Origin of the sequence: Petralouisia muris, assembly GCF_004793545.1 — a bacterium.
GTDB lineage: Bacteria > Bacillota > Clostridia > Lachnospirales > Lachnospiraceae > Petralouisia > Petralouisia muris.
In genome coordinates, this window is record NZ_SRYA01000273.1 from 1 (window position 1) to 351 (window position 351).

1 pseudogene is annotated in these 351 nt (G+C 47.9%); it reads left to right on the forward strand.

The window, feature by feature from the left end:
• Positions 1–351, forward strand: a pseudogene (locus tag E5329_RS29480) (topoisomerase); the annotation flags it as partial.

The window sequence follows — 351 nt, forward strand, 5'->3', positions numbered from 1 at the left end:
TGAAAGAAATGGATTCGATACGGATTTACAACCGCACGAACTGGTTCCGGTGGTCGAGGGAGCATGAGAAGGGAAGCAATGGCGGATCACAGATTGACTTCCTGCGTGTCTTTGCAAATATGGACGTTAAGGAGTCTGTTTTTTGGCTCCTTGATTTTTCAGGATACCAGAGAAGCGGGGAGTGGGAGAAAAAGAACGCCAGCGTATATGTGGAGAAAATGGAAAAAAGGCGTTCCACGGAGGAGAAGAAAAAGAAATTCGTGCTGCCTGCCCCGGCAAGGAATAATGACTGTCTTTATTCGTACCTGACAGGGGACAGGGCGCTTGACAGGCATACGGTGGATTATTTTG